General features: G+C 72.4%; 26 protein-coding genes and 1 tRNA gene. 18 read left to right on the top strand and 9 right to left on the bottom strand.

Annotated elements, in window-relative coordinates; genetic code table 11:
* Positions 1-259: 259 nt before the first annotated feature.
* Positions 260-1192: a 4-(cytidine 5'-diphospho)-2-C-methyl-D-erythritol kinase gene (locus Csp2054_RS05515; protein WP_096898312.1), complete on the top strand. Its 933-nt coding sequence runs from the start codon at positions 260-262 to the stop codon at positions 1190-1192.
* Positions 1193-1287: 95 nt separating this feature from the next.
* On the opposite strand, the gene Csp2054_RS05510 is transcribed toward Csp2054_RS05515, so the two are convergent.
* Positions 1288-2913: a glycosyltransferase family 39 protein gene (locus Csp2054_RS05510; protein WP_176491572.1), complete on the bottom strand. Its 1626-nt coding sequence runs from the start codon at positions 2911-2913 to the stop codon at positions 1288-1290.
* Positions 2914-3022: 109 nt separating this feature from the next.
* On the opposite strand from Csp2054_RS05510, the gene Csp2054_RS05505 reads away from it, so the two are divergent.
* From Csp2054_RS05505 to Csp2054_RS05485, 5 genes are read left to right on the top strand one after another with little or no spacing between them, the layout of a single operon-like run.
* Entirely contained in the window at positions 3023-3436 is a 414-nt protein-coding gene (locus Csp2054_RS05505; RefSeq protein ID WP_096898472.1) for a molybdopterin-binding protein, read from the top strand.
* A complete protein-coding gene (locus Csp2054_RS05500) occupies positions 3433-4557 on the top strand; it encodes a HesA/MoeB/ThiF family protein (RefSeq protein WP_096898310.1) in 1125 nt (374 codons plus the stop codon). The genes Csp2054_RS05505 and Csp2054_RS05500 overlap by 4 nt, the downstream gene beginning before the upstream one ends.
* 8 nt (positions 4558-4565) lie before the next feature.
* Positions 4566-5390, top strand: coding sequence for a molybdate ABC transporter substrate-binding protein (gene modA, locus Csp2054_RS05495; protein WP_096898471.1), 825 nt, complete (start codon positions 4566-4568; stop codon positions 5388-5390).
* 3 nt (positions 5391-5393) lie between these two features.
* Positions 5394-6236: an ABC transporter permease gene (locus Csp2054_RS05490; protein ID WP_096898309.1), complete on the top strand. Its 843-nt coding sequence runs from the start codon at positions 5394-5396 to the stop codon at positions 6234-6236.
* Positions 6237-6241: 5 nt separating this feature from the next.
* Positions 6242-7249, top strand: coding sequence for an ABC transporter ATP-binding protein (locus Csp2054_RS05485; protein WP_096898470.1), 1008 nt, complete (start codon positions 6242-6244; stop codon positions 7247-7249).
* 4 nt (positions 7250-7253) lie between these two features.
* Here Csp2054_RS05485 and Csp2054_RS05480 read toward each other — a convergent pair whose 3' ends face one another.
* The 3 genes from Csp2054_RS05480 to Csp2054_RS05470 are packed head-to-tail and all read right to left on the bottom strand — an operon-like array spanning position 7254 to position 10046.
* The gene (locus tag Csp2054_RS05480) at positions 7254-7493 is read right to left on the bottom strand and encodes a MoaD/ThiS family protein (protein ID WP_096898308.1); all 240 of its coding nucleotides are present in this window, start codon (positions 7491-7493) and stop codon (positions 7254-7256) included.
* A gap of 4 nt (positions 7494-7497) precedes the next feature.
* Entirely contained in the window at positions 7498-8526 is a 1029-nt protein-coding gene (gene moaA, locus Csp2054_RS05475) for a GTP 3',8-cyclase MoaA (protein WP_096898307.1), read from the bottom strand.
* Between the two features lie 5 nt (positions 8527-8531).
* Positions 8532-10046 carry a glycosyltransferase family 87 protein gene (locus Csp2054_RS05470; RefSeq protein ID WP_096898306.1) on the bottom strand — a complete coding sequence of 505 codons (1515 nt, stop codon included), beginning with the start codon at positions 10044-10046 and terminating at the stop codon, positions 8532-8534.
* A gap of 54 nt (positions 10047-10100) precedes the next feature.
* On the opposite strand from Csp2054_RS05470, the gene Csp2054_RS05465 reads away from it, so the two are divergent.
* From Csp2054_RS05465 to pheA, 4 genes are all read left to right on the top strand, one after another.
* Positions 10101-11501: a molybdopterin-dependent oxidoreductase gene (locus Csp2054_RS05465; protein WP_096898305.1), complete on the top strand. Its 1401-nt coding sequence runs from the start codon at positions 10101-10103 to the stop codon at positions 11499-11501.
* Positions 11498-11953, top strand: coding sequence for a hypothetical protein (locus Csp2054_RS05460; protein WP_096898304.1), 456 nt, complete (start codon positions 11498-11500; stop codon positions 11951-11953). The genes Csp2054_RS05465 and Csp2054_RS05460 overlap by 4 nt, the downstream gene beginning before the upstream one ends.
* A gap of 9 nt (positions 11954-11962) precedes the next feature.
* The gene (locus Csp2054_RS05455) at positions 11963-12514 is read left to right on the top strand and encodes a MarR family winged helix-turn-helix transcriptional regulator (RefSeq protein WP_096898303.1); all 552 of its coding nucleotides are present in this window, start codon (positions 11963-11965) and stop codon (positions 12512-12514) included.
* 103 nt (positions 12515-12617) lie between these two features.
* The gene (gene pheA, locus Csp2054_RS05450) at positions 12618-13574 is read left to right on the top strand and encodes a prephenate dehydratase (protein WP_096898302.1); all 957 of its coding nucleotides are present in this window, start codon (positions 12618-12620) and stop codon (positions 13572-13574) included.
* Positions 13575-13602: 28 nt separating this feature from the next.
* Here pheA and Csp2054_RS05445 read toward each other — a convergent pair whose 3' ends face one another.
* A complete protein-coding gene (locus tag Csp2054_RS05445; protein WP_096898301.1) occupies positions 13603-14670 on the bottom strand; it encodes a diacylglycerol/lipid kinase family protein in 1068 nt (355 codons plus the stop codon).
* 77 nt (positions 14671-14747) lie between these two features.
* Entirely contained in the window at positions 14748-15113 is a 366-nt protein-coding gene (locus tag Csp2054_RS05440; RefSeq protein ID WP_096898300.1) for a VOC family protein, read from the bottom strand.
* Positions 15114-15173: 60 nt separating this feature from the next.
* Between Csp2054_RS05440 and Csp2054_RS05435 the strand changes: the two genes are divergently transcribed.
* The 5 genes from Csp2054_RS05435 (at position 15174) to Csp2054_RS05415 (ending at position 18586) form a co-directional block, all read left to right on the top strand.
* A complete protein-coding gene (locus Csp2054_RS05435; protein WP_096898299.1) occupies positions 15174-15635 on the top strand; it encodes a MarR family winged helix-turn-helix transcriptional regulator in 462 nt (153 codons plus the stop codon).
* A gap of 74 nt (positions 15636-15709) precedes the next feature.
* Entirely contained in the window at positions 15710-16975 is a 1266-nt protein-coding gene (gene serS, locus Csp2054_RS05430) for a serine--tRNA ligase (RefSeq protein WP_096898298.1), read from the top strand.
* Positions 16972-17880, top strand: coding sequence for an HAD family hydrolase (locus Csp2054_RS05425; protein WP_096898297.1), 909 nt, complete (start codon positions 16972-16974; stop codon positions 17878-17880). Before serS ends, Csp2054_RS05425 begins: the two co-directional genes overlap by 4 nt.
* A 74-nt stretch (positions 17881-17954) precedes the next feature.
* A tRNA-Ser gene (locus Csp2054_RS05420) sits at positions 17955-18039 on the top strand.
* 4 nt (positions 18040-18043) lie between these two features.
* Positions 18044-18586 carry a GNAT family N-acetyltransferase gene (locus Csp2054_RS05415; protein ID WP_096898296.1) on the top strand — a complete coding sequence of 181 codons (543 nt, stop codon included), beginning with the start codon at positions 18044-18046 and terminating at the stop codon, positions 18584-18586.
* A 406-nt stretch (positions 18587-18992) separates the two neighbouring features.
* Here the strand turns inward: Csp2054_RS05415 and mtnN are convergent, their stop codons facing one another.
* The 3 genes from mtnN to Csp2054_RS05395 form a co-directional block, all read right to left on the bottom strand.
* The gene (gene mtnN / locus Csp2054_RS05405; protein ID WP_096898294.1) at positions 18993-19700 is read right to left on the bottom strand and encodes a 5'-methylthioadenosine/S-adenosylhomocysteine nucleosidase; all 708 of its coding nucleotides are present in this window, start codon (positions 19698-19700) and stop codon (positions 18993-18995) included.
* A gap of 160 nt (positions 19701-19860) precedes the next feature.
* Positions 19861-20874: a LacI family DNA-binding transcriptional regulator gene (locus Csp2054_RS05400; RefSeq protein ID WP_096898293.1), complete on the bottom strand. Its 1014-nt coding sequence runs from the start codon at positions 20872-20874 to the stop codon at positions 19861-19863.
* Between the two features lie 76 nt (positions 20875-20950).
* Positions 20951-22216, bottom strand: a complete 1266-nt coding sequence (locus Csp2054_RS05395) for a Gfo/Idh/MocA family protein (RefSeq protein WP_411897137.1) — start codon at positions 22214-22216, stop codon at positions 20951-20953.
* A 201-nt stretch (positions 22217-22417) separates the two neighbouring features.
* On the opposite strand from Csp2054_RS05395, the gene Csp2054_RS05390 reads away from it, so the two are divergent.
* The 3 genes from Csp2054_RS05390 (at position 22418) to Csp2054_RS05380 (ending at position 25780) form a co-directional block, all read left to right on the top strand.
* Positions 22418-23374, top strand: coding sequence for a carbohydrate ABC transporter permease (locus tag Csp2054_RS05390; protein ID WP_096898292.1), 957 nt, complete (start codon positions 22418-22420; stop codon positions 23372-23374).
* A gap of 78 nt (positions 23375-23452) precedes the next feature.
* Complete coding sequence (locus Csp2054_RS05385) at positions 23453-24397, top strand: carbohydrate ABC transporter permease (protein ID WP_096898468.1); 945 nt, start codon at positions 23453-23455, stop codon at positions 24395-24397.
* A gap of 9 nt (positions 24398-24406) precedes the next feature.
* The gene (locus tag Csp2054_RS05380; protein WP_096898291.1) at positions 24407-25780 is read left to right on the top strand and encodes an ABC transporter substrate-binding protein; all 1374 of its coding nucleotides are present in this window, start codon (positions 24407-24409) and stop codon (positions 25778-25780) included.
* Positions 25781-25832 lie beyond the last annotated feature (52 nt).

The following is a 25832-nucleotide window of genomic DNA, read 5'->3' as shown; positions in this document are numbered from 1 at the left end:
GTCCCGCTCGTGGTGGGCCGGACCGCTCGTGGTGGGCGGAGTCGCTCGTGGTGGGCGGAATCGCTCGTGGTGAGCGGAATCGCTCGTGGTGGGCCGGATCGCTCGTAGGAGGCCCGAACTTTCGACCACCCACGAGCGATGCGGCAACCCATTTCGGGCGCGATGGGTCGGAAGTGACGTGGCGGAGGTGAGCCGTGCCTCCTGTCCGTCCCGGAGTCACGCGCAGGAACCCGCCCCGGCCGGAGGATAGGTTGGGGGCATGACCTCGCTGTCCGCTCCCACCCGCGTGCGGACGCGCGCCCCGGGCAAGATCAACGTGTTCTTGTCGGTCGGAGCCCTGCAGGACGACGGCTACCACGACGTGGCGACGGCGTACCAGGCGGTGTCCCTCTACGAGGACGTCGTCGCCGAACCTGCGGACGACTTCTCCGTGACCTTCACCGGGCCGATCGACACGAGCGCAGTGCCCGTCGACGAGTCGAACCTCGCCATCCGTGCTGCGCGCCTGGTCGCCGACGCTGCAGGGCACCGCGGCGGAGTCCGGCTGACGATCGACAAGCAGGTGCCCGTCGCCGGCGGGATGGGCGGAGGCTCCGCGGACGCGGCGGCGACCCTCCTGGCCGTCGACACCCTCTGGGGGACTGCCCTCGGTCGCGACGAACTGCTCCGGCTCGCGGCGCAGCTCGGTGCCGACGTGCCGTTCGCGTTCGCCGGGGGAACGGCGGTCGGCACCGGCCGCGGCGACGAACTCAGCCCGGCGCTCGCGAAGGGGGAGTTCCGCTGGGTGCTCGCGCTGAGCGACGCGGGGCTGTCGACGCCCGCGGTCTACCGCGCCCTCGACGAGCACCGGGAGCGCTACCGCGCCGACATCGCACCGGCACCGACCACCCCGGTGGTCGACGCCAACGTGCTGCAGGCCCTCCGGGCGGGGGATCCGAACCTGCTGGCGGACTGTCTGCACAACGACCTGCAGGCACCGGCCATGCGCCTGCAGCCGGAGCTCGCCGAGACCCTCGAGCTCGGGGAGCGGTCCGGCGCCCTCGCCGGCATCGTGTCCGGGAGCGGCCCGACGGTGGCGTTCCTCGTCGCCGACCGGGACGCGGCGCTCGAGTTGCAGGTCGAGCTGAGCGCCGCGGGACTGGTGGCGGTGCGCGCCAGCGGCCCGGTGCACGGTGCCCGCGTCGTGCACTGAGCGCCCCGCACCCAGCCCCAGCACTCAGCACCCGCCCCCAGCCCCCGCACTGCGCGTCGCGCGGGCGCAGCCGACCGCGTCGCCGGGTCGGACGACTAGCGCCGGACGTACTCCGTCAGCACCACCGTGCCGGTCTTCCAGTGCTCGGCCGCGGTGAAGCCGTGCTGCGCCAGGATCCGCGCGGTCTCCGGTTGGATGTTGCGCGCCTTCACGGTGCCGCCGACGAACCACACGGTGTCGATGTCGGCCAGACGGTTCGGGATGTTCGACTCGAGGTCGCCGGTCTGGTTCCACAGCACGCCCGACGCAGCGCCGTCCTTGCGCACACCCAGGTCGGTCATGCCCGCGAACGCCGCAGGGTACGAGACCCGGATGATGTCGGCCGTCGCGCCGGGGTGTCCGTAGACGCTGCCGAACACGACGCCTTCGTCGCGGTCGTGGTGCGCGGACCGCTCCGAGGAGATGATCGACGCCGCGACCGCCCACGTGGAGTCCTGCTTCGCGCGGGGCAGCTTCACCGTGACCGCGGTCGGTACGGACAGCAGGAGCGCTCCGGCCAGCACGGCGGCGAGGGCCGCCCGGCGCCGGACGAGCGTCAGGCCGAGCGCGATGAGGAGCGCCACGAACGGCAGGCTCAACGACGCGTACTTCGGCGTGTACAGGTGCTTGCCCATCGCGGTCGCCAGGAGCAGCGCCAGGGTGGGCAGCACCACCAGGGGCAGGGCGACGCGGACGGCCTGCGCCCGGAACAGCGACCGGACCGTGGCCGATGAGCGGTGGGCCGCGACGAGCGCCGTGGCCGACCCGAGCACCATGAGTGCCCACGCGACCGCGGCGTACAGCTCGACCCCGCCGAACCAGGCGGTGGAGAACACCTGGGGGAACGTCCGGGGACCGATCGGCCCGAGCCAGCCGACCTGCTTCGACTGCGAGACGACCTCGGCGACGAACGGTGCCACCGCGACCAGGACGACGGCCGACACGATCGCCCAACGCAGCAGCGCCCCGCCGGGGACCAGCGGCCGCGCCGTGCGGGCACGTCGGTCGGCCCACATCGTCCAGAGGAACGAGACGCCGTGCGCAGCGACGGCGAGCGCGAGGTACACGTTGAGCACGACGGCGACGACGGCGAGCACACCGTACGCGACCCACCAGTGCAGGCTGCGCCCGGTCCGGGTCCGACGCACCGCGGTCATCCCGACCAGGGTGAGGCAGACCGCGAGCGTCGTGATGGTGGCGTACGAGCGGCCCTCGGTGCCCGCCCACTGCACTCGCGGGAGCGCGATGAAGACCAGGCCGGCCACGATGCCGAGTCGGCGCCCGCCCAACCGCCGACCGAGCGCGACCACGAGTCCGGCGGCGACGCCGATCGCGAGGGCGCTCGGGAAACGGAGCGTGAAGGGCGTGTAGCCGACGAGCCAGAACCACACGTGCATGAGCGCGTAGTAGAAGCCGTGCACCGCGTCGACGCTGTGCAGCTCGGCCCACAGCTCCGGCCAGGTCCGACGCGCGCTCGTGACGGTCGCCGCCTCGTCGTACCAGAGTGACGGGACCCAGGCGAACGCGGCCGCGACGACCACGCCGAACGCAGCGATCGTGAGCTCCGGCGTCCGGACGACGGCGACCCGGACACCCGTCGGGACGGCGCGCAGCCGATCACGGACCGACGTCGCGCCCAGACCGGGCTGGACGCTGATGGTGTCGGTGCGGGGGCTGCTCACCCGCTGTACGGTAGCCGCGCGTCCTGGGCAGGTGCCGCACCCCGACGTGCCGTCCACTGAGAGTTCACATGTCGGCCGCCTCCGCGTCCACGGACTATCGTCAGGCACCATGACGATGCTCCGCATCCGCGACGCCGCGACCTACCTCGGGGTGAGCGACGACACCGTCCGACGGCTCGTCGACAGCGGCACGTTCACCCGGCACGACGACGGAGCTGGACGGGCGGTGGTGGACGGCCGGGAGCTGGCCGAGCACGCCCGGCAGCGTGCGGCGCGGCTCGGCGACCCGTCCGGGGTGCGGAGTTCGGCCAGGAACCGCTTCGTCGGGATCGTCACCGACCTCGTCGTGGACGGTGTGATGGCACAGGTGGAGCTGCAGAGCGGCCCGCACCGCGTGGTCTCCCTGATGAGCGCGGAGGCCGTCCGGGACCTCGACCTCGAGGTTGGTTCGGTCGCGGTGGCGTCGGTGAAGGCCACCATGGTGACGGTCGAGGTCCCGGACGAGGACGGGGGCCGCGCGTGACCGGGTCGGCACCGGAGGACGAACGGGGACCGAGCACGACCGGCGACGAGCTCCGGCGGGCGATGACGTCGCGGACCGCGGCGCTCCAGGGTGCCGGGCAGGCCGCGCTCGGACGGCTGGCCCGTGCGCGGGTGCTCGTCGTCGGTGCCGGCGGCCTCGGCGCGCCCGTGCTGCAGTACCTCGCCGGCGCCGGGCTGGCCGCGGTGACGGTCGTCGACCACGACACCGTCGACCCGTCGAACCTCGCCCGCCAGACGCTCTTCACCCGGCACGACATCGGCCGACCGAAGGCCGAGGTCGCGGCCGACCACCTCCGAGCGGTCGACCCCGCGGTGGCGGTGACCGCGATCGTCGCCCGGTTCGACCCCGAGCAGGTCGCCGGCCACGACGTCGTGGTCGACGCAGCCGACAGCGTCGTCGTCACCCGAGCCGTGTCGGACGCGTGCGCCGGAGCGGGCATCCCGTTCGTCTGGGGGACGGTCCTCGGCTACGACGGCCAGGTGTCGGTCTTCCACGACGCCGGTCCGGACCCGGTCGACTTCCACGACCTGCACCCCGACGTCCTGCCCGACGAGGGCTCCTGCGCGCTCGACGGGGTGCTCCCCGCCCTGTGCGGTGCGGTCGGATCGGTGATGGCGGCGCAGGTCACCGCCGTGGTCGCGGGGCTCGGTGAGCCCCTGGTCGGCAGGGTGCTCACGGTCGACGCGCGACGGTGGCGCTGGACCGAGAGTCCGCTCCGACGCGGGCCCGCCTCACAGCGACCGGCCGCGACGACGGACGAACCGCCCGCGACCATCGCACCCGGAGCGCTCGCCGACCGGATCGCGCGCGGTGAGGTGGCGCGCGGCGAACTCGCGCTGGTCGACGTCCGGACCCCCGAGGAGCTCGCGACCGGGGTGATCGCGGGCAGCACGACTCCGGACACGCTCGCCCCGGCGGCCACGGTGGTGGTCGTGTGCGCGTCCGGACGGCGGGCCGACGCCTGGGCGCGGACGGCGGCGCTCGGGGACGACATCGCGGTCCTCGTGCTCGACGGCGGCATCACCGCCTGGAGTGCCGAGGGGCGACCACTGACCACCGGCATCGGCACCGACGCAGATGCGGGTACGATCGCCGTGTGACCACGCGGATGCGGACCCCTGCCCTGTCGATCGTGGCGCTCGCCGCCGCGCTGGCCCTCACCGGCTGCTCGGGAGCACAGGCGACCGCGCCCATCGGGGTCGCGACGAAGACCCCCGGCGCGACGAAGACCGCGGGCGGGACGACGACCGACACCGCCACCGGATCGATCACCGTGTTCGCCGCCGCCTCGCTCCAGCAGACCTTCACGACCCTCGGCGACCGCTTCGAGCACGACCACCCCGGCACCACCGTCCGGTTCTCGTTCGCCGGGTCGAGCGACCTCGCCACGCAGATCGAGAACGGCGCCCCCGCCGACGTCTTCGCGTCCGCCGACGAGGCGAACATGCGCAAGGTGTCCGCCGCCGGCCTCGTCGACGGTGCCCCGCGCGCGTTCGCCACGAACGTGCTCGAGATCGCGGTCGCGCCGGGCAACCCGCACCACGTCGAGGACCTCCGCGACCTGACGGCGTCCGGCCTCCAGGTCGTCACGTGCGCTGCCCCGGTGCCGTGCGGGGCCGCCACGACGAAGGTGGAGCAGGCGAGCGGGATCGACCTGCACCCGGTCAGCGAGGAGCAGTCCGTCACGGACGTCCTCGGCAAGGTGGAGTCCGGCCAGGCGGACGCGGGCCTCGTGTACGTCACGGACGTGGCAGGGTCGGGCGGCAAGGTCGACGGCGTCCGGTTCGACGAGTCGGCCGAGGCGGTCAACACGTACCCGATCGGCGTGCTCCGGGACGCCGGCAACCCGGCGCTCGCGGACGAGTTCGAGGCGTTCGTGCGCTCCACGGCCGGGCAGCGGGTCCTCGCCGACGCGGGCTTCGGGAAGCCGTAGCCCGTGCCGGACCCGCGACACGGCGACGACCGACGCCCCAGGACCAGCCGACGACACGACACCGCCCCGCTCCCCGTCCCCTGGTGGCTCCCCGTCCCCGCGGTCCTCGGCGGCCTGTTCGTGCTCGTCCCGGTCGCCGCGATGGTCGGCCGCGTCGACTGGGGGTCGTTCGTCGCGCTCGTCACCTCGCCCGCGTCGGTCACCGCCCTGGGCCTGAGCCTCGGCACCGCGGCTGCCACGACGGGCATCGCGTTCGTCCTCGGCTACCCCCTCGCCGTCCTGTTCGCCCGGTCGACGTCGCGCTGGGTCGGAGCCGCCCGCGCCGTCGTCCTGCTGCCGCTCGTGCTGCCGCCCGTCGTCGGGGGCCTGGCGCTCCTCGCCGCCTACGGCAGGATCGGCCCGGTCGGGGCGTTCCTCGACGCCCACGGTCTCCGCATCGCGTTCACCACGACCGCGGTCGTCATCGCGCAGGTGTTCGTGTCGATGCCGTTCCTGGTCTCGAGCGTCGAGGGCGCGCTCCGGGTCGGCGGCGACCGGCTCGAACGGGTCGCCGCGACGCTCGGGGCCGGCCCGACACGCACGTTCCTGACCGTGACCACCCCGCGGGTGCTGCCCGGGATCGTCTCCGGTCTGGTGCTCTGCTTCGCCCGTGCGCTCGGGGAGTTCGGCGCGACCCTCACGTTCGCCGGCAGCCTGGAGGGCGTCACGAGGACCCTCCCGCTGGAGATCTACCTGCAGCGGGAGCTCGACCCGGACACCGCCGTCGCCCTCGCGCTCGTGCTGGTCGTGGTCGCCGTCGTCGTCATCGGGGCGTCGTCGCTGCGGACCCGGGGCGTGGCCACGTGACGGGGGTGCACGCGCGCGTCGTCGTCCGCGCCCGCGACGTCGACCTGTTCCTCGAGGTCGGGGACGACGAGTGCGTCGCCGTGGTGGGGCCGAACGGGGCGGGCAAGTCGACGCTCGTCGACGCGCTCGCCGGACTGGTCGCGCTCGACGAGGGCGAGGTGGTCCTCGCCGACCGCATCGTCGCGGAGCGCGGGAGGAACGTCCCGACGCACCGTCGGCGCATCGGGCTGGTCGCGCAGCGGCCCGACCTGTTCCCGCACCGGTCCGTCCTGGCGAACGTCGCGTACGGACCCCGTGCCTCCGGTGCGTCCGGCCGGGAGGCCCGGGGTCGCGCCCGGCAGGCGCTGGCCGACGCCGGGGTGGCCGCGTTGGCGGACCGGGCGCCGACGAGCCTGTCCGGCGGGCAGGCACAGCGGGTCGCGATCGCCCGCGCGCTCGCCACCGAACCGGCCGTGCTGCTCCTCGACGAACCGACCTCGGCGCTCGACCTCGGCGCGCGCGAGGAGGTCCGCGCCGCCCTCCGCACCGCCGTGGCCGGTCGTCCGACGGTCCTGGTGTCGCACGACCCGGTCGAGGTCGTCGCGCTCGCCGACCGGGTCGTCGTCGTGGAGCACGGCCGGGTCGTCGAGCAGGGCACCCCCGCCGAGGTGCTCGGCCGACCGCGCACCGGGTTCGCGGCGCGGTTCTCCGGACTCGCGCTCGTCCGCGGCACCGCCACCGAGGCGGGGATCGTGACCGACGACGGCGGCGCGCTGGCATCGACGACGCGCACCGTGCCTCCTGGCCGGCCCGCCCTCGCCGCCTACCACCCCACGGCCGCGCGGCTCACCGCGGTCGGCGACGGTGGGCGCCGGGTGGACGCGCTCGAGCCGCGCGACGGACTGGTGCGGGTGCGGGCCGGGGACCTCGTCGCCGACGTCACGGTGACCCGCCTGGCCGCGGTCGGACTCGCGGTCGGGGACCCGTGCGCGGTCGACGTGCCCGCCGACGAGGTCGTCGTCTACGGGCCCTGACCGGTCAGCCGCCGGCGAAGGGCGGCATGACGTCGACGACCCCGACGTCGACGAGCGGCGTCGCGCGGTCCCGTGTGCTGACGCCGTCGACCAGGTAGGAGCAGCGCTCCCTGAGCCGCGCCCAGCGCTCGGCGTCGGCCGCGGGCACGGCGGCGAGGGCGTCGTCGAGGACGGTCGCGGTCGTGGTGGTCTCGTCGACGCCGACCGCTGCCCGTGCCGCGGCGAAGAACCGGATCGTGGTCACCGTCTCACCCGCCGATCGCGCTCATGCCCCGCGCGGGGTGCACCAGGTCGTCGCTGTCGTCGCCGTGGTCGCGCGGCTTCGCCCACATGGCCCGCCGCCACAGTTCCGCGACCTCGTCGTCGTCGGCACCGGCACGCATCGGGCCGAGCACGTCGGTCTCGTCGTCCGAGAACAGGCAGCTGCGCACGTGCCCGTCGGCGGTCAACCGGGTCCGGGTGCAGTCGGCGCAGAACGACTCGGTGATGCTCGCGATGATGCCGATCGTGCCGAGGTCCTCGCCCGTCGGCGACAGCACCCGGAAGCGCTCGGCCGGGGCACCGTCGCGGGGGGCCTCGTCCGGCACCAGTCCGACCGTCTCCGAGAGCAGTGCACGTGTCTCGGCCGCCGTGATCATCGACGTCCGGTCCCACGCGTGGTCGGGGTCGAGCGGCATCTGCTCGATGAAGCGCAGCTCGTAGCCGTGGTCGAGGCACCAGCGGAGCAGGTCGGGGGCGAGTGCGTCGTTCACCCCGCGCAGCAGCACCGCGTTCACCTTGATCGCGAGTCCGGCCGCGGCGGCGGCGTCCAGCCCGGCGATCACCTTGTCGAGGAACGGCCGACGGGTGACCTCGGTGAAGACGTCCGGGTCGACCGTGTCGAGCGACACGTTCACCCGCCGGAGGCCGGCGTCGTGGAGCGCCTGCGCACGGTGGGCCAGCCCGATCGCGTTCGTCGTCAGCGACAGCTCGGGGGCGTCCGGCAGCGCCGCACAGCGGGCGACCACGTCGACGAGGTCGTGCCGGAGCATCGGCTCGCCGCCGGTGAACCGGACCTTCCTGACCCCGAAGCGCGTCGTGCCGAGCCGGACGAGCCGCTCGATCTCCGCAGCGGTCATCAGGGCGTCGTCGGGCGCGAAGGGCAGCCCGGCGGCCGGCATGCAGTACGTGCAGCGGAGGTTGCACCGCTCGGTCAGCGAGACCCGCAGGTCGACCGCGCGCCGTCCGAACCGGTCGAGCAGTGCCCCGGAGGAGCCGAGCAGGGTCGCGGGAGCCATGGTCGTCAGCGTACGTCGTCCCGGGCACCGGCACCGGACGGCACCGCGCGCGTGCGGGATGCGGAGGACCCGGCGGCGGGTCCACCGCGCCCGCCACCACCCCCGCGGAGGTCCCGGAACAGCAGCCGGTCGCGCCACCGCGCCCAGTCCGAGCGGCTCGCCCGGACCAGCGTGCCGACGACCACGACGAGGAGTGCCGCCGCGAGCCACCAGCGGTAGGCCGGGGTCGACGGCCACACGCCGCGCAGGGCGATGGCGAGGCCGATCGACAGCCACTCCCAGCGCCCGGACAGCACCACGAACGGGATGAGGAGCAGCGCGTACCAGGGGTACCGGGGGCTCACCGCGAGGAACGTCACGCCGATGAGCAGCACCTCGCCGGACCACGGGCGCGTCGGGTCGGACAGCCGCCAGGCGACGAAGGCCGCGAGGAGCACGAGCAGGCCGACGACGACCGTGGCGGCGTCGCCGGGGAACACGAGCGAGACGAGGGCGAACCGGGAGCCGTCCTCGTAGCCCTCCTCGGAGAGGTACCCGGGCAGGTAGCCGAGCACCTTCCAACCGGTGCTGATGACGTAGGGGACGTACAGGAGCGCGAACACCGCGATGCCGACGGGGATCGCCCACCAGTGCTTCCACCGGCCGAGGAGCGGCGGGTAGACCAGGGCGGGGATGAGCTTCGTCGCGGTCGCCGCGCCCAGGGCGATCCCGCCCCAGACCGGCCGGCCGAACGCGACGAGCACGACGCCGGCGGTCGCGAGCGCGGCGCCGAGGACGTCGACGTGCGAGTTGGTGACCGCCTCCGAGGCGACGAGCGGCGACCAGCCCCAGAGCGCCGCCCACCACACCGGTCGGTCCAGGCGGCGGAGCACCACGACGAGCGCGATCGTGACGGCGAGCGACACGAGCAGCCCGGCGACCTGGAACGGCATGTACTGGGCCGTGACCGGCACGACCGAGCGGACCAGCGCGAACCACAGCTGCGCCATAGGCGGGTAGATCGTCACGACGTCCGGACGGTTGATCGCCACGCAGTGCCCGTCCGCCCCGTCGCCGAGCCCCCGGAACCGTGGTTCGATCGGCTTGCAGGTGCCGTCGACCTTGTCCGGGAACAACCAGTCGGGTCGCAGAGCGGACAGTGCCTCGGACTGCGGCGTGTGCGCGTACGGCGAGATGCCCGCGTGCTGCACGATGCCGTCCCAGGCGTAGCGTGCCGAGTCGGTGCTCGTGTTCGGCGGTCCGGACAGGGCCGCGATCCCGACCACGACCGCCCCGACGACGACGAACCAGCCCGCCAGTCGGCGTGGCACGAACCGCAGCGCGACGACCGCGACCGTGAAGACGCTCCAAGCGATCAACGTCCACGCGACGAATGGTGCACGATGGCCGGACCGGAGGAACCCCAGATGCGTGACGCCCCAGGCGATGACGCCCGCCAGGGCGAGCACCCCGACCACCGCGCCCACGACGCCGATCATCGGCGGGACGGACGGGCGGCGGGTGACGGTGCGGTCGCTCATGGTGGCTCGAGGCTAGCGATCGTGCGGCGGGTCCTCCTGGATGCACGATCCGCGATGGCGTCGCCGAACCGCAACGCCCGGTCCGCCGTCGTGCTCGGCCGCCTGCTCGGGATCGCGTTCCTCGTCTGCTTCGGCACCGGCGTGTACAGCCACCTGCTCCAGGACCCGCTGCCGTGGATGCGGTTCCCCACCAGGCCGGTGCGGCTCTACCAGTTCACGCAGGGCCTGCACATCACGGCGGGCATCGCGATCATCCCGCTGCTGCTCGCCAAGCTCAACGCCGTCATGCCCGCCCTCGCGCAGTTCCCACCCGTCCGGGGCGTGCTGCACCTGCTCGAACGGCTGTCGATCGGCGTGCTCGTCTCGGCCGCGATCGTGCAGGTCGGCACCGGCCTCGTGAACACCTACCAGTGGTACCCCTGGCCGTTCCCGTTCCGCCAGGTCCACTACGCGCTCGCGTACGTCATCATCGGTTCGCTCGTCGTGCACGTCGCGGTCAAGCTCCGGATCATCGCGCGGTACTGGCGGGCGCGGGACTCCTACGACGAGCACGGGCGGTTCGTGGCCGACCCCTCCGTCGGCAGCGAGCTGCTGCCGCCGGCGGCCGACCGGGAGGCGCGGCTCGGCCCCGACGGGTCGGCACCCGGTGCCGACCCGGTCACCACGTACCCCCGCGGCCTCACCGGTCGGCTGCTCCGGTGGGTGGACGGCGCTGCCGCCCCGTCGGCGGGAGGCGACGTGTCGGCGGCGCGCCGTGCCTCTCCCCACCGGCACGGCCGGGACGCCGCTGGCGCGTCGTCCCGGAACCGGCGGCGTGGGCCCAGGCCGTCCGCCGAGGCGACCGTCGGTCGTCGTGAGCGGATCGCCCGACGCGGCTTCTTCGCCGGCGTCACCGCGGCCGCGGTCGGCGTCGTCGCGCTCACCGCCGGCCAGTCGTCGGCGCTCGCCGAGCCCTTCAACGTGTTCGGTGCGCGCCAACGGCACCGCGGGCCGAACGACCTGCCCGTGAACCGGACGGCGCGCGCGGCGGGGGTGCTCGCGACCGCGACCGCCGCCGACTGGACCCTCACGGTCGCCGGACGCGCGGTGAGCCGGACGTTCTCCCGGGCCGAGCTCGTGGCGCTCGGGACGGCCGAGGTCGACCTCCCGATCGCCTGTGTGGAGGGCTGGAGCCAGATGGCCCGGTGGAAGGGTGTCCGGATGCGGGACCTGCTCCGCGCGGTGCAGGCCGAGCCGGGTTCGACCCTGCGCATCACGAGCCTCGAGCAGCACGGCGGCTACCGCGTCACCGAGATGGGGCCCGAGTTCGCCGAGGACCCGACCACCCTGGTCGCGCTGGAGCTGAACGGCGGCACGCTCGACCTCGACCACGGGTTCCCGGCCCGGGTCATCGCGCCCGGACGCCCCGGCGTGCTGCAGACGAAGTGGATCGAGAAGATCGAGGTGCTCCGGTGAAGGCCGCACGGATCGTGCTCGTCGTGGTCGGCGTGCTGGTGATGGCGTACGGCGCGTACGTCCTCGTCACCACCGTCCGGCCGAACCGGATCTGGGGCCTCGCGACCTGGCTCGTCGGCGCCGTCGTCCTGCACGACGTCGTGCTGTCGCCGTTCGTCGTCGGTGTCGGCCTGCTCCTCCGCCGGGCAGGGCGGGCGATCCGTCCGTGGATGCTCGTCGTCGTGCAGGCAGCCATCGTGCTCGGCAGCGTGCTCGCCCTGGTGGTGCTGCCCGAGATCGCCGCGAAGGACCACGGCACGCGCAACGCCACCATCCTGCCGTTCGACTACGCGGCCCGGCTGGCGATCGTGGAGGGCGTGCTGCTCGTCGTCGTCGTGGCGGTGCTCGTGGTCGGTGCGGTCACGACCCCGCGACGGCGGCGAGGTCTGGTTGCACCGACAACCAATCGGTAGGCTGTCGGCATGTCCGACGAGGTCCCGTGGCTCGACCGCACGCAGCTGCGCGCGTGGATGAAGCTCGTCGCGGTCATGGAGCTCCTGCCGGCGGCACTCGACCAGCAGCTGCAGCGCGACGCCGACCTGACGCACTTCGACTACATGGTCATCGCCATGCTCTCGGAGACCGAGTCCCGGACCCTGCGGATGTCGGCCCTCGCGTCGGCCACGAACGCGTCGCTGCCGCGGCTGTCGCACGTCGTGTCGCGGCTCGAGAAGCGCGGGCTCGTCAGCAGGTGCCCCTCCGCCGACGACCGCCGGGCGACCGACGTCCGCCTCACCGACGCCGGCTACGCGGCCATCGTCGAGGCCGCCCCGGAACACGTCCGGACCGCGCGGGCGTTCGTCATCGACGCGCTCACCGACGAGCAGGTCGCGCAGCTCGACGCCATCACGAAGGCGCTGCTCGGCCGGCTCGACCCCGAGGGACGGTTCGCCGCGCTGACGTACCCGCGGGAGGACGACGCCCCCGCGATCTGCGAGGAGCGGCTCACCGGACAGGAGCAGGCGGCGCGGTAGGGGCCTGCTGCGGTCGGCGCACCCCGCGGTGGGCTCACGCTGCGGCCGGGGCGTCCCTCGGTGTGCGCTCCGGGGGAGGCGCGCGCTGCAATAGGCTCGCCGCATGAACGCGCCCGCCGAACCGTCCGACACGTACTCGTACCTCGGACCGGCCGGCACCTTCACCGAGGCCGCACTGAAGCTCGTCGAGGCCGCCGCGGGCAAGCCCTGGCGCAGCGTGAACAACGTCGGCGAGGCCCTCGACGACGTGGTGAGCGGCCGGTCGGTCGGAGCCGTCATCGCCATCGAGAACAGCGTCGACGGCGGGGTCAGCGCCACGCAGGACGCCCTCGCCCGCATCCCCGGTGTCCGGATCGTGGGGGAGTACCTCGTCCCGGTCGACTTCGTGCTCGTCGCACGCCACGGCACCACGCTCGCCGACGTCCGCACGGTGAACGCCCACCCGGTGGCCTACGCGCAGACGCACCGGTGGCTCGAGACCAACCTGCCCGGACACGGACACATCCCGGCCTCCTCGAACGTCGCGGCAGCCGTGTCCCTGCTCGACGAGCACCCGACGGCCGACGCCGCGGTCGCGCCCCCCGGCATCACCGACCACCACGACCTCGCGGTGCTCGCGTCCTCCATCGGCGACAACCCCTCGGCGGTCACCCGGTTCGTCCTCGTCTCGCGGACCCTCGCGCTGCCCGAGCCCACCGGCGCCGACAAGACCAGCGTCATCGTGGAGCTGCCGAGCGAGCACCCGGGCGCCCTCGTCGACATGCTCGAGCAGTTCGCCACCCGCGGGATCAACATGGGGCTGCTGTCCTCGCGGCCGATCGGCGACGAGCTCGGACGCTACCGGTTCGTCATCGACCTCGACGGGCACGTGCGTGACGAGCGGGTGGCCGACGCCCTGCTCGGTCTGCGCCGGTTCAGCCCGCGTGTGACGTTCCTCGGGTCGTACCCCCGTGCCGACGGGCAGCGTCCGGAGGTGTCCGCGCGCTACTCCGACGAGGCGTTCGTCGAGGCGCGGGACTGGCTGCGCGGCATCCTCGCCGGCGAGCCCGACGCGCGGTAGCACCCGCCCGCCGCACGCTCGCCGCGGCTCAGGGGACCTGGCGGGAACCGTGGCGGTCGTCGCCGGGCTTCGGCACCCGGACCGTGAGCGACATCGGGTCGATGCGGGCACGGAACGCCACGATCTGGCCGACCGGGTCGCCGTCGACCTCGAACTCGTCGGCACGCTCCAGCCGTGCGGTGAACTCCTGACCGCGGAGGTACCGCAGCGGGCGTTCCTCGCGCGACGCCGTGACGAGCTTCTGCCCGACCACGGTCTTCGCGAGGGACGACCGCCGGAAGGTGCGGAGGATCCCGTTCTCCCAGAACACGCGCGCGCCGATGCGCACCCAGCCGAGGAAGCCGCGCGGCCGCATCACGGCGATGTCGAACACCCCGTCGTCGATCTCGGCGTCCGGCAGCAGGATCGCCCCGGCCTGCAGCTGCCCGCAGTTGCCGACGATGAGCGAGTGCGCGCGCATCGAGTGGTTGCCGTCGTCGTCGAGCTGGTAGCGGAACTCGAACGCGTCGGCGTCGCGCACCGACCGGAACAGCGAGTCCACGTACGCCAGCCAGCCGACGCGCTTCTTCAGCTCGGGCCTGGTGTTCGCGAGCATCCGGGCGTCGAGCCCGAGCCCGGCCATGACCAGGAAGCCGAACCGCTCCCGGTCGCCGCCGTCGCGTTCGACCTGCAGCGTGCCGAAGTCGATGGTGCGGTCGTCACCGTGGAAGATCGTGCGGACGCTCGCGGGCAGGTCGTCGAGCGGGAGCTTCATGTTGCGCGCGAGCAGGTTGCCGGTGCCGCTCGGCAGCAGGGCCAGCGCGGCGGAGGAGTCGTGCACGACCTCGGCGACCGCCCGGACCGTCCCGTCACCGCCCGCGGCCGCGACGACGTCGGCCCCGGCCTCGATCGCCGCGCGCGCCATGCCGCCGCCCGGGTCCTCCTCCGAGGTCTCGAACCAGAGCGTCTCGGCCCACCCGGCTTCCTGCTGGTGCTCCGCGACGGTGCGCTGCAGGGTCTCCAGGTGCACCTTGACCGGGTTGTAGACCACGGCGGCGGTCCGCTGCTCGGTCTGGAGTGCGTCGTCTGCGGGCGCGGTCTCCGAGGGGCTCGACATGCCCCCACCGTACCGAGCGCGTGCTGCGAGCGGTCGCGGAACCGACCCTGGACCGGCCGGGAGGTGGGGGGACCGTGTCAGTGCCGGTCGTGCAGCGTCACCGGGTACCCGTCCGGGTCCGCGAACGTGAACGTCCGCCCGAACGGTCCGTCGAACGGCGGGGTCACGATCGTGTGCCCGTCGGCGACCAGCGCGTCGTGGATCGCCTGGACGTCGGTGGCGTGGAACCACAGCGCGACGCCGAGCGCGGGCTGTCCGTCGGAGAGGTCCGTGCCCTCGACGATGTCCCGCAGGGCGAACGCGGACGGCTCGGTCTGGAAGACCACGGCGTGCGGCGGTCCCGCCGGAGCGCGGACGAGTCCGAGGTACCGCTCGTAGAACGCGCGCGAGGCGTCGAGGTCTCGGACCTGCAGCGAGGTGAAGTCGATCCCGGTGGCGGGCATGGTGTGCTCCTTCGTTCGTGTCAGATGCCTGACACAGAGAGTACGTGTCAGAATTCTGACATGCGTCAAGCCCGGATCGACCTCGACAGTTCGGTCGGCTACGCCCTCAAGGAGGCGGCGAGCGCACTCCGGTCCGCCATGGAGGACGCCCTGCGGCCGCTCGGCATGACGGTCACGCACTACTCGTGCCTCGAACTGCTCGCCCAGCGCCCCGGCCTGTCGAACTCCGACCTGGCGCGCGGCACCTTCGTCACGAGGCAGTCGATGAACACGCTCCTGCAGCAGCTCGAACGCGACGGGATCGTCAGCCGGCCGTCCACGCCGACGACGGGCAAGGTGCTCCCCACGACGCTCACGGAGGCAGGACGTCGGCAGCGGGAGGCGGCGAGCGCGGCCGTGCGGGAGGTCGAGCTCCGGATGACCAGGGACCTCGACGACGAGGGCCGCGCAGCGGCCTTCCGCCTGCTGCGCGGGATGGTCGCCGCCCTGCGCGACGACCATCCCGTGGACGCGACCCGATGACGGACGGGAGGCCCGGGGCGGGGCCGCCACGCGCCTCCCGTCCGGCGGTCACACGCTCCCTCTAGGATGAACCGGTGATCGACCCCCAGCTGCTCCGCGACCACCCCGACGTCATCAAGGCCTCGCAGGAGGCGCGCGGCGCCTCCGTCGACGTCGTCGACGACGCCGTCGCCGCGGACGCGGCGAGGCGGAGCGCCATCACCGCGTTCGAGTCCCTCCGCGCCGAGCAGAACGCCTTCGGCAAGACCGTCGCGAAGGCGCCGAAGGACGAGAAGGCCGCCCTCGTGCAGCAGGCCCAGGCGCTCGCGGCGAAGGTGAAGGAGGCGCAGGCCACCGTCACCGCGGCCGAGGAGACCTTCGACCGGGTCGTCCGGTCGATCCCCAACGTCGTCCTGCCCGGCGTGCCGAAGGGCGGCGAGGACGACTTCGTCACGCTCCGCACGGTCGGCACGAAGCCCGAGTTCGCCTTCGAGCCGAAGGACCACGCCGACCTCGGCGAGCATCTCGGCATCATCGACATCCCCCGCGGTGTGAAGGTGTCGGGCTCGCGGTTCTACTTCCTCCGTGGCCTCGGCGCCCGGCTCGAGATCGCGCTCATGTCGCTCGGGCTCGACCGAGCCGTCGCGGCCGGGTTCGAGCCGCTCATCACGCCGACGCTCGTCCGGCCCGAGACGATGGCCGGCACCGGGTTCCTCGGCGAGCACGCGGCCGAGGTCTACCGGCTCGAGGCCGACGACCTCTACCTCACCGGCACGAGCGAGGTCGCGCTCGCCGGGTTCCACGCCGACGAGATCCTGTCGATCGAGCCCGGTCAGGCGCACCGGTACGCCGGTTGGTCGACCTGCTACCGACGCGAGGCCGGGTCGGCGGGCAAGGACAACCGGGGCATCCTCCGCGTGCACCAGTTCAACAAGCTCGAGATGTTCTCGTACGTGCACCCCGACGAGGCCGAGGCCGAGCACGAGAAGCTCGTCGGGTACCAGGAGTCGATGCTCCAGGACCTCGGGCTGCACTACCGCGTGATCGACGTCGCCGGGGGAGACCTCGGCACGAGCGCCGCCCGCAAGTTCGACATCGAGGCGTGGGTCCCGACGCAGGGCACCTTCCGCGAGCTCACGTCGACCTCGAACTGCACGACGTTCCAGGCCCGTCGCCTCGACATCCGGTACCGCACCGAGTCGGGGAAGACCGCGCCCGTCGCGACCCTCAACGGGACGCTCGCCACCACCCGGTGGATCGTCGCGATCCTCGAGACCCACCAGCAGGCCGACGGCTCGGTCGTCGTGCCCGAGGTCCTCCGTCCGTACCTCGGCGGCGTCGAGGTGATCGAGCCCCGATGACCTCCCACGAGCGGTTCGTCGACGGGTCCGGCGGCGCGGGCGGTCCGACCGCCGCGGAGCACGGTGCCGTGCGCGCCGGTGCGGGCGGAGCGTCCGCGCGCACGGGCACGAAGCGCTGGCTCGTCGCACTCGACATCGACGGCACCACCATGCGCGAGGACGGTGTCATCACCGACACCGTCGCCGCCGCCGTCCGTGACGCCGAGGCCGCCGGGCACGAGGTCATGCTCTCCACCGGCCGGAGCGAGAGCATGACGGTGCCGCTCCTGGACACGCTCGGCATCCGTCCGAGGTTCCTCGTCTGCGCGAACGGCGCCCTCACGCTCCGACGCCGCGAGGACGGCTCGTACGAGCACGCGCACGTCGAGCAGTTCGACCCCACCGAGGTCCTGCAGACCATCCACGGCGCCCTGTCCGACGCCGCATTCGGGGTCGAGGACGAGGACGGCCACTTCCTGCTGTCCGGCAACTTCCCCGACGACACCATGACCGTGCAGGGCGAGCACGTGCCGTTCGAGCAGCTGCTCGGCGTGCAGGCCACCCGCGTGGTCGTCATCTCGCCCGGGCACGACACCGAGGACTTCCTGCAAGTCGTCGAGCGGATGGGTCTCCACAAGGTCTCGTACTCGGTCGGCTGGACGTCGTGGCTCGACATCGCCCCCGAGGGCGTGACGAAGGCCACCGCCATGGAACGGGTCCGGGAGTGGCTCGACATCCCGCGCTCCCGGGTGTTCGCCGCTGGCGACGGCCGGAACGACATCGACATGCTCCGCTGGGCGTCGACGTCCGGCCGTGGGGTCGTCATGGGGCAGGCGCCGCAGGACGTCGTGGACGCGGGCAACGAGCTCACCGGCGGGGTCACCGACGACGGACTCGCCGCGGCGCTCGACACGCTCCCGCGGTAGCGACCTCGTCGGCCGGTCTGCAGCCCGCTAGACTTCCCGGGACGCGGTCACGTCTCGCCACGTGGCCGGGTCATGGAGGGTTGTCCGAGCGGCCGATGGAGCCTGTCTTGAAAACAGGTGGGCAGTGATGTCTCGTGGGTTCGAATCCCACACCCTCCGCGCGATGCGACCCACCACCCGCCTGCGCCCGATCGAACCGGGCGACGCCCCCGACCTGGCGGCGCTCGTCACCGCGAACGCGGAACACCTCCGGCCGTGGGAGCCACAGCGGCCTGACTCTTGGTTCACGGTCGCGGGGCAGCTCGACACGATCACGCAGCTGCGCGCCGCGGAACGTCGGGGCACCGGGCAGTCGTTCGTCATCGACTCGGACGGGGAGATCGTCGGCCGGATCACCCTGAGCGGCATCACCCGGGGAGCGCTGCAGTCCTGCGCCCTCGGGTACTGGGTGCGGGCGGACCGGCAGGGTCGGGGCCACGCGACGGAGGCGGTGCGCCTCGCGGTGTCACACGCCTTCGACCGGCTCGGCCTGCACCGCGTCCAGGCCGAGACCCTGCCGGAGAACCACCGCTCGCAGCGGGTGCTCGAACGGAACGGGTTCGTCCGCTACGGGGTGGCGCCGGAGTACCTGCAGATCGCGGGCCAGTGGCGCGACCACGTCATGTTCCAGGTGGTCGCACCGCGGGCCTCGGCGACGCAGGACTGACCGTCGGTTCCTCGACCGAGCCGTCCGCCGCCATCTCGAGCGGCTCGCACACGACGAGGTCGACCAGCATCACGACGAGACCGATGACCTGGGCCACCGCGACGACCACGCCCCCGACGACGACGAAGCCCCACCCGTCCAGCCGCCCGCGGGACGGCCTGCTCGCTCTCGACGCCATTCGCCGCCCCTCGGTCGTCCGTCCTGGTCGCCCAACCTTGCCCGGCGGACCGCTGCGGACCCCCCGACGCGTGCGCAGAACGTCTGAGAAGGAGTACACGTTCTCCGATCACGGTGCGTCCGTGGCCGCGCGATCGCGCGGCCACAAGGCGGCACCGGCCGGACGGGAGACACGTGACGGGCTGGCACCGTGCCTCCCGACCGTCGTCCGGTGCGGTCGAGCCGGGGGTCAGCCGACCAGGCCGGTCACCACGTCGTGCACCACGCGCGCTGCGCGCGCGGACGCGTCGTCGAGGTGCTCCTCGAACTCGTCGCCGTCCGGCGCGCAGAGGTCGCTGATGCACCGGACCGACAGGAACGGCATGTCGTGCACGTGGGCGAACTGTGCGATCGCCGCCGTCTCCATGTCGACGGCGGCGACGGTGGGGAACGACTCGCGCAGGAGTCGGGCGCGACCCTCGGTGACGAAGATCTCGCTCGAACCGATCGTGGCCGTCCGGAGCGGCGAGTCCGTGTCCGAACCGAGCGCCAGGTCGACCAGGCGCTGGTCCGGGGCGTAGCCGGTCGGCATCCCGGGGACCTGCCCGAGCGCGTAGCCGAACGCGGTGGCGTCGGCGTTCAGGTTGACGTAGCGGTCCCCGACGACCACGTCGCCGATCGCGATGCCGTGCATGAGGCCGCCGGCGGTCCCGACGCTGATCACGGGGGTGCCGGAGCCGAAGTCGTGGAACGCGTGGGCGATCGCCGCGGTGGCGTTGGCGAACCCGATGCCGCTGCGGCGGACCGCGACCGTGGCCCCGCCGACGTCGAGCAGGTGGTGCTCGTCGTGGCCGCCGACCGGACCGTCGAGGACGGGGCTGCCGCTGAACAGGTCCGTGAACGCGGAGACCTCTTCGCTCATGGCGGCGATGACGACCGCGATCGGTGGGTGCTGCACTGATCGAGTCTCCCATGCTCGGCGGGGGCCCGTGGATCCGCGCCCGCCGAAGAGCGCGCGTCGATCGCTGCGAGCGTGCTGGATCACCCGCGCGGTCCCGTGACGGACGGGAGGCCCGTGGCGGGCCCGCCCCGTTCCTCCCGTCCGGTGGGCGGTCGCGTCAGCGACGCACGTCGCACCCGCAACTCGACCCGAGCACCAGGCGGGGCGGGACGAGGTCGCGGTGCCACTCGTGGTCGCCGTCGAGGCCGAGCACCCGGTCGACGGCGGCGCGGGCCATCGTCTCGACCGGCTGCCGCACGACGGTGAGCTGCGGGGTCGTGTAGTCGGCCTCGGCGGACCCGTCGAAGGACACGATCGCGACGTCATCGGGGGCGCGGAGCCCGAGTTCGTGCAGCGCGCGGAGCACCCCGACGGCCTGCATGTCGGAACTGACGAAGACCGCGCGGGGGCCGGTGCCGTCGCCGAACATGCGGAGTCCGGCCTCGTGGCCGCCCTGGCGGGTGAACGCGCAGCGGACGATCGGTCCGTCGGGGCGACCGGCGTCCCGGAGCGCCCGCATCCACCCCTGCTCGCGGAGTTCCAGCGACCCCGCGTGCCCCATCACGAGCCCGATCGAGTCGTACCCGTGCTCGATCAGGTGCGTCGTGCCGTCGTGTGCGCCGCGGAGCGCGTCGACGCCGATGGACGCGTACCGGGGCACCTCGAAGAACGTGTTGAGGAGCACCATCGGTATGCCCGGATCGGGAACGGTCGACAGGTCCGGCCGGGTCATGATGCTCGTCACGATGATCCCGTCGACCTGGCGAGCGGACAGAGTGCGGAGACGGTCGCGTTCCTGTGCGGCCTCGCCGTCGCTGCTGGCGAGCAGCACGTCGTACCCACGGGCGGCGGCGGCGTGCATGACCTCCTGCGCCAGTTCCGGCCAGAACGGGTTGTCGAGCTCCGGGACGATGAGCCCCAGCATCTTGGAGGAGCCGGTCCGCAGCGCCTGCGCGCTCGCGTTCGGGCGGTAGCCGAGCACGCGGATCGCCTCGCGGACGCGTGCCGCCGTCTCGGCCGCGACCGGTCGCGGGCCGTCGTGCACGACGTAGCTGACCACGGAGGTGCTGACGCCCGCGTACCGGGCGACGTCCGCGCGGGTGACCGCCCTCGGGGTGGTCGGGGTGCTCACGGAGGCCTCCTGGATGGCGTCCGGGTGCCGACCCCGAGCGGGGCCGACACCCGGACGGTCGGTCGTGGCTGCGATCCTAGACGGCGCTCGACCCGCCGCCGGACACCGCCGCGTCCTCCGACCCGGTGCTCGCGGCCCCGGCGTCCACCGTCACGGGGGCGTCACCGAAGTCCGGCACCTCGAGCCGCTCGCCGCCGCGGAGGGCGGACTGGTGCGCGATGATGCCGGGGAGGGTGAACCGGGCGGCGGTCCAGGCGTTCACCGGCGGCAGGGTGCGGTCGACGACGGCACGGACGAAGTCGTCGGCGAGGAACTGGTGGCTGCCCTCGTGGCCGGTCGGGACGCCGTCGTACTCGGACGGCAGGCGCCCGGTGTCGTGGACCGGCGCGTACCCGGACACGAACGCCTCGCGGAGCGATGGGTCGACGCCAGCGAGTCGGGGGTCGTCGAGGGACATGGTCGGCTGGGTGTCGATCTGGTCGCTGATGTCGACCGAGTCCTGCTTGTCCTGCCAGACGCTGACCTTCGCGAGCTGCTCGAAGCTGCCCTCGGTGCCGAAGTACCGGAAGCGGGACTCGCGGATGTGCGACGGGTAGCCGACACGGCGCATCTCGTTGATCCGCACGACGCCGCCGTTGTCGAGCTCGAACAGCGCGGTCGCGTTCGAGAAGTCGTTGTCGAACTGGCTGACGTCCTTGTCGAAGACGCCGTCGCCGCGGTCGTCCCTGACACCGATGCAGCTGACGCTCACCGCGTGTCCGGGGATCGCGCCGAGCACGCCGCCGACGGAGTGTGTCGGGTAGAGCATGGGCGGGTAGCTGGCGGTGCGCTTCCAGTCCTCGCCGCCGCTGTACTGGTACGCGGCGTAGAACCCGAGGTCCATGTCGTGGACGTAGTCGCCCTCGGCGTAGAAGACCCGGCCGAACGCGCCGGCAGCGACCTGCTTCCGGGCGAACACCGTCGCCGGGTTGTAGTAGCTGGTCTCGCCCATCATGTAGGTGAGTCCCGTCTCGCGGACGGTCTCGATGATCGCGCGGATCTCGTCGACGGAGACGGCCATCGGTACCGCGGAGTAGACGTGCTTGCCGGCACGGAGGGCCTGCACCACGAGCGGACCGTGGGTCCAGCGCTGGGTGAAGATCGCGACCGCGTCGACGTCCGACGCGAGCGCGGCGTCGAAGTCCGCGAACGTGCCGTCGAGGTGCTGGCTCTCGACGAGGTCCGCCGCGCGGTCCTCGACGAGGTCGGTCACGAAGACCCGGTCGACGTCGGGGTGGAGCTTGAACAGCTTGGCGAACTGGGGGGCGAACTGGCCGGCGCCGACCATGGCGATGGAGATCATCAGTGACCTTTCCGAACGGAGGGTTGCGTCGCCGGGCGGGCCGCGCCGGTGCGATCCGGGCCAGCATTGCACGCTTGTCTACTCGTGACAACCACGTTTTCCATGAACACCGTTGACTCTTGTCGGAACGGGTCTCCACGTGTAGATTCCCGGCCACGGACCGCCGCATCCGGCCGGTCCGCCGCAGACGAAGGAGTCGCGATGGCAACGGAAACCCTGTCGACACCACGCGCGGGGCGGGGGCGCTCTGCCGACCTCGCCCGTGCCCGGAGCGTCTCCCCGAGGCGTCGGCCCCGCAACGACCTCTGGCTCGCGGTGGTGTTCATCGCCCCGGCCGCGATCGGGTTCCTGGTGTTCCTCGTCTGGCCGACGGTCCGGGGCATCTACCTGAGCTTCACGACGTACAACCTGCTCACGCCCCCGGTCTTCACCGGACTGCAGAACTACGCACGGCTCGTGCAGGACTCGATCTTCTGGAACTCGATGTCGGTGACCGTCGAGTACGTGCTCCTCAACATCGGGTTCCAGACCGTCCTCGCCCTGTTCATCGCGGTGATGATGCACCGGTTGACGAAGTCCACGTTCGTCCGTGGGATCGTCCTCGCGCCCTACCTCGTCTCGAACGTCGTCGCCGCGCTCATCTGGCTGTGGATCCTCGACACGCAGCTCGGCATCGGGAACGAGGTCCTGTCGGCCATCGGCGTCGGACGCATCCCGTTCCTCCAGAGCGACGTGTGGGGAATCCCGACGATCGCCTTCATCAACGTGTGGAGGAACGTCGGCTACACGGCGCTGCTCATCTTCGCCGGCCTGCAGGCCCTGCCCGAGCAGGTGTACGAGGCCGGTCGCATCGACGGCGCCAGCGAGTGGCAGATGTTCTGGCGCATCACGGTCCCGCTGCTCCGGCCGATCCTCTCGCTCGTGCTCATCATCACGATCATCGGCTCGTTCCAGGTGTTCGACACCGTCGCCGTCACCACGCAGGGCGGCCCGGCGAACGCCACGAACGTCGTGCAGAACTACATCTACAACCTGGCCTTCGGGCGATTCCAGTTCGGCTACGCGTCCGCCGTCTCGGTGGCCCTCCTCGTCGTCCTCAGCGTCATCACGTTCGTCCAGTACCGCCTCTCGCGCTCCGGCGAGAGCGACCTGGACTGACGCGGCCGATCCCACCCGGCCGTCCGCCGAGGCGGCCGCCCCTCACCTCCCGGAAGCGAGTCGAAGATGACCAGCACCATGCCTCCCGTGGTCGAACCCCAGACCACCCGTGCGATCACCACACGCGGTGGTCCGCGTCCGCCGCGTCGCAGACCATCCGTCGGTCGGGTGGTCGCCTGGAGCGCGATGATCGCCGTGATCGTCGTCACCCTGTTCCCGTTCTACTGGATCCTCCGCACCGCGCTCTCGTCCAACGGCGCGATCTCCGCCGACCCCACCTCGCTGCTGCCCACGGGCTTCAGCCTCGGCGGGTTCGAGCGCGTCTTCGGCATGCAGTCCACGAAGGAGGCGCTCGCCCAGGGCGGCTCCGGCGCCGCGATCGACTTCTGGCGCTACCTGCTGAACTCGGTGATCACGGCGACGATGATCACGGTCGGCCAGGTGTTCTTCTCCGCAGCGGCCGCCTACGCCTTCGCCCGGCTGCGGTGGCCCGGGCGCGACAGGGTGTTCGCGGTGTTCCTCGCCGGGCTCATGGTGCCGACCATCTTCACGCTCCTGCCGAACTTCGCGCTCATCAAGTCCCTCGGACTCGTCGACACACTGCTCGGTATCTCCCTCCCGTCGATGCTGATGACCCCGTTCGCCGTGTTCTTCCTGCGGCAGTTCTTCCTCGGGATCTCGCGCGAGGTCGAGGAGGCCGCGCTCATCGACGGTGCCGGCAAGGTCCGGGTGTTCTTCCGGCTCATCCTGCCCATGGCCTCCGCCCCGATCGCGACGCTCGCCGTGCTCACCTACATCACCGCGTGGAACGACTACTTCTGGCCGCTGATGGTGTCCTACACGGACAGCTCCCGGGTGCTCACCGTGGCACTCGGCGTCTTCAAGTCGCAGTCGCCGCAGTCCGGCACCGACTGGGCGGGTCTGATGGCCGCGACCCTCGTAGCGGCGCTCCCGATGATCGTGCTGTTCGGGCTCTTCGCGAAGCGCATCGTCAACTCCATCGGCTTCTCCGGCATCAAGTAGGGACCGCTCATGACGCACTCCATCTCCCGCCGAGCCCTCTTCGCGGGCGGCGCCTCCGCCCTGGCCCTCGGCGCGCTCGCCGCCTGCTCGTCCCCGAGCACCCCGAACCCGCGCAGCGGCAAGACCGGGACCGTCTCCTACTGGCTCTGGGACGCGAACCAGCTCCCCGCGTACCAGGCCGTCGCGAAGGCCTTCGAACGCGAGAACCCCGACATCCGGATCAAGATCACCCAACTGGGGTGGACCGACTACTGGACGAAGCTCACCGCCGGGTTCATCGCCGGCACCGCACCCGACGTCTTCACGGACCACCTTTCGAAGTTCCCGCAGTTCGCCGACCTCGACGTGCTCTGGAAGCTCGACGAGCTCGAGGCCACGAGCGCCATCCGCGACGACGACTACCAGTCCGGGCTCGCCCAGCTCTGGAAGGGCCAGGACGGCCACCGGTACGGGTCGCCGAAGGACTGGGACACCATCGCGATGTTCTACGACAAGCGGGTCATCGCGAAGGCCGGCTACACCGCGGACGACCTCGCAGCTCTGGAGTGGAACCCGGACGACGGCGGGACCTTCGAGCGGGCGATCGCCCACCTCACGATCGACGGGAAGGGGCGCCGCGGCGACGAACCCGGGTTCGACAAGACCGACGTCGCCGTGTACGGCATGAGCGCCAACGGCAGCGGCGGCGACGGGTTCGGGCAGACACAGTGGTCGCCCTTCACCGGCTCGACCGACTGGTTCTACACGAACGAGAACCCGTGGGGGAACCGGTTCCGCTACGACGAGCCGGTGTTGCAGAAGACGATCTCGTGGTACTTCGGGCTCGCCGAGAAGGGCTACATGCCGGAGTACGGGGTGTTCTCGACGACGACCGGCCCGGACGTGCAACTCGGCTCGAAGAAGGTGGCCTTGTCGTTCAACGGCTCGTGGATGATCGGCACCTACGCCGGTCTGCAGGGGGTGGACGTCGGCATCGCACCGACCCCGAAGGGCCCGGTCGGTCACCGTGCGTCGATGTTCAACGGACTCGGAGACTCGATCACGAAGCAGGCGAAGAACCCCGTGGCGGCGGCGAAGTGGGTCGCCTTCCTCGGCAGCGCGGCCGCACAGGACATCGTCGGCCGGGCGGGCATCGTCTTCCCGGCCCGTCGCTCCGGGACCGACGCCGCGGTGGCCGCGTACGCCGAGCGCGGCCTCGACGTCACGGCGTTCACCCAGCAGGTCGAGGACGGCACCACGTTCCTCTTCCCGGTGACGCGGAACCCCGCCGACGTGCAGGCGCTGGTGCAGCCCGCCTTCGACGACATCTACGCGAACGGCAAGCCGGTGTCGACGCTCACAGGGGTCAACGAGCAGGTGAACACCCTGCTCGCGCTCACCTGACCCTCATCCGGTCGACGCAGTCGTCCACGGCCCGGTGCGGTCCGTGGACGAC

Origin of the sequence: Curtobacterium sp. 'Ferrero' (assembly GCF_002412165.1) — a bacterium.
GTDB lineage: Bacteria > Actinomycetota > Actinomycetes > Actinomycetales > Microbacteriaceae > Curtobacterium.
The sequence above is the reverse complement of the archived record's forward strand: the minus strand, read 5'-3'. Positions and strand labels throughout refer to the sequence as shown.

Bases quoted from the DNA above. Each gene is read 5' to 3' on its own strand.
- Csp2054_RS05515 (WP_096898312.1), top strand. From the start codon at position 260: ATGACCTCGCTGTCCGCTCCCACCCGCGTGCGGACGCGCGCCCCGGGC.
- Csp2054_RS05435 (WP_096898299.1), top strand. From the start codon at position 15,174: ATGCGTCAAGCCCGGATCGACCTCGACAGTTCGGTCGGCTACGCCCTC.
- Csp2054_RS05395 (WP_411897137.1), bottom strand. From the start codon at position 22,216: ATGATCTCCATCGCCATGGTCGGCGCCGGCCAGTTCGCCCCCCAGTTC.
- Csp2054_RS05425 (WP_096898297.1), top strand. From the start codon at position 16,972: ATGACCTCCCACGAGCGGTTCGTCGACGGGTCCGGCGGCGCGGGCGGT.
- Csp2054_RS05465 (WP_096898305.1), top strand. From the start codon at position 10,101: ATGGCGTCGCCGAACCGCAACGCCCGGTCCGCCGTCGTGCTCGGCCGC.
- Csp2054_RS05455 (WP_096898303.1), top strand. From the start codon at position 11,963: ATGTCCGACGAGGTCCCGTGGCTCGACCGCACGCAGCTGCGCGCGTGG.
- Csp2054_RS05445 (WP_096898301.1), bottom strand. From the start codon at position 14,670: ATGTCGAGCCCCTCGGAGACCGCGCCCGCAGACGACGCACTCCAGACC.
- Csp2054_RS05385 (WP_096898468.1), top strand. From the start codon at position 23,453: ATGCCTCCCGTGGTCGAACCCCAGACCACCCGTGCGATCACCACACGC.
- moaA (WP_096898307.1), bottom strand. From the start codon at position 8,526: ATGGCTCCCGCGACCCTGCTCGGCTCCTCCGGGGCACTGCTCGACCGG.
- Csp2054_RS05380 (WP_096898291.1), top strand. From the start codon at position 24,407: ATGACGCACTCCATCTCCCGCCGAGCCCTCTTCGCGGGCGGCGCCTCC.
- Csp2054_RS05415 (WP_096898296.1), top strand. From the start codon at position 18,044: ATGCGACCCACCACCCGCCTGCGCCCGATCGAACCGGGCGACGCCCCC.
- Csp2054_RS05470 (WP_096898306.1), bottom strand. From the start codon at position 10,046: ATGAGCGACCGCACCGTCACCCGCCGCCCGTCCGTCCCGCCGATGATC.
- pheA (WP_096898302.1), top strand. From the start codon at position 12,618: ATGAACGCGCCCGCCGAACCGTCCGACACGTACTCGTACCTCGGACCG.
- Csp2054_RS05505 (WP_096898472.1), top strand. From the start codon at position 3,023: ATGACGATGCTCCGCATCCGCGACGCCGCGACCTACCTCGGGGTGAGC.
- Csp2054_RS05440 (WP_096898300.1), bottom strand. From the start codon at position 15,113: ATGCCCGCCACCGGGATCGACTTCACCTCGCTGCAGGTCCGAGACCTC.
- modA (WP_096898471.1), top strand. From the start codon at position 4,566: ATGCGGACCCCTGCCCTGTCGATCGTGGCGCTCGCCGCCGCGCTGGCC.
- Csp2054_RS05390 (WP_096898292.1), top strand. From the start codon at position 22,418: ATGGCAACGGAAACCCTGTCGACACCACGCGCGGGGCGGGGGCGCTCT.